Raw genomic sequence first — 1,023 nt, 5'->3', positions numbered from 1 at the left:
TCGTCCTAAAAACAAAAAGCCCCTAAAAAGGGCTTAAAAGAGGTCTCTTTTTTGCTGTTCAAGGGCTTGCGCAACGGTTACCATTGTTGTAGTGCGTTTTTATTATTTCTTGCTATCCAATATTCCTTTTGATTTATCAGAATCAGGGTTGTAAAAACTAAATTTATTTGTCAGTCCCACCTGAATTGCAATTCTCCCACATTTCTCACACTCAAAAATATCCTGAGTTTTTTCTATAAGTTTACTTGACAATAAATCGTGAATCATTGCTGAGTCTTTTAAATCAATCGGATATGGTGGTACGATAAAATTCTTTTTTATCCAATCAAGTCTTTCATTCTTGTTATTTGCCTCAATTAATGAATCAATATTATCCGTTAGTATGTCAGACACTTCATCGACACATGTGTCCGATAATATATATCCTTTATAAGAAATATTGTCTGTCTGGTCTACAATGTTATGTCCGCAAATGCATCTTAATTTTCCCATTTTTACGGAAGTTTATTCTTTTTGGTCATACTAATTCTCTCCCTTATTTTTTCTAATTCAAATCCAAATTCATTGTCAGAATTCTTTAATGCAATAATATTCCCAATCTTAAACTTATTTATCTCCTCAAGGTAAAATACTATTGAATTAAGCATACTATCAACAGAATCAATCTTTTCATTTGAATTATCAATGAAACGAGAAAAAATATCACTTTCTGTAATTTCACTTGTTAATGTAACAACTCCAGTTTCAAATTCTTTTCCTTTTTTGATTCCCATTAATCGAACTGATTCCGAATTATTGTTGACAAAAAGAAAGTCTTCGAAATCTTTATGTGGAGCATTTAAATCAATGGGACAAAGTATCTTTCTTGTCCTAATTTTTGGAGTATATGTCTTTCTCTTTTTAAACATCAATTTATCGCTCGATTTTCGATTCTGTCTTGTCCTGAAATAGGTTGACCATTTTTTTGAGATTAAATGGTTAAAAATTCCAGTTGTTTTTTATTTTTTCTGTACGATTTGTACG

2 protein-coding genes are annotated in these 1,023 nt (G+C 30.6%); both read right to left on the bottom strand.

Going from position 1 to position 1,023, the window contains the following annotated elements:
- Window positions 1-102: 102 nt before the first annotated feature.
- Window positions 103-492, bottom strand: coding sequence for a hypothetical protein (locus tag FBT53_RS15955; protein WP_136952182.1), 390 nt, complete (start codon window positions 490-492; stop codon window positions 103-105).
- Between the two features lie 2 nt (window positions 493-494).
- A complete protein-coding gene (locus tag FBT53_RS15950; protein WP_136952181.1) occupies window positions 495-908 on the bottom strand; it encodes a hypothetical protein in 414 nt (137 codons plus the stop codon).
- Window positions 909-1,023: the final 115 nt, after the last annotated feature.

This window comes from Flavobacterium sp. ASW18X, from assembly GCF_005144745.1.
In the GTDB taxonomy this organism is placed as follows: domain Bacteria; phylum Bacteroidota; class Bacteroidia; order Flavobacteriales; family Flavobacteriaceae; genus Croceivirga.
The sequence above is the reverse complement of the archived record's forward strand: the minus strand, read 5'-3'. Positions and strand labels throughout refer to the sequence as shown.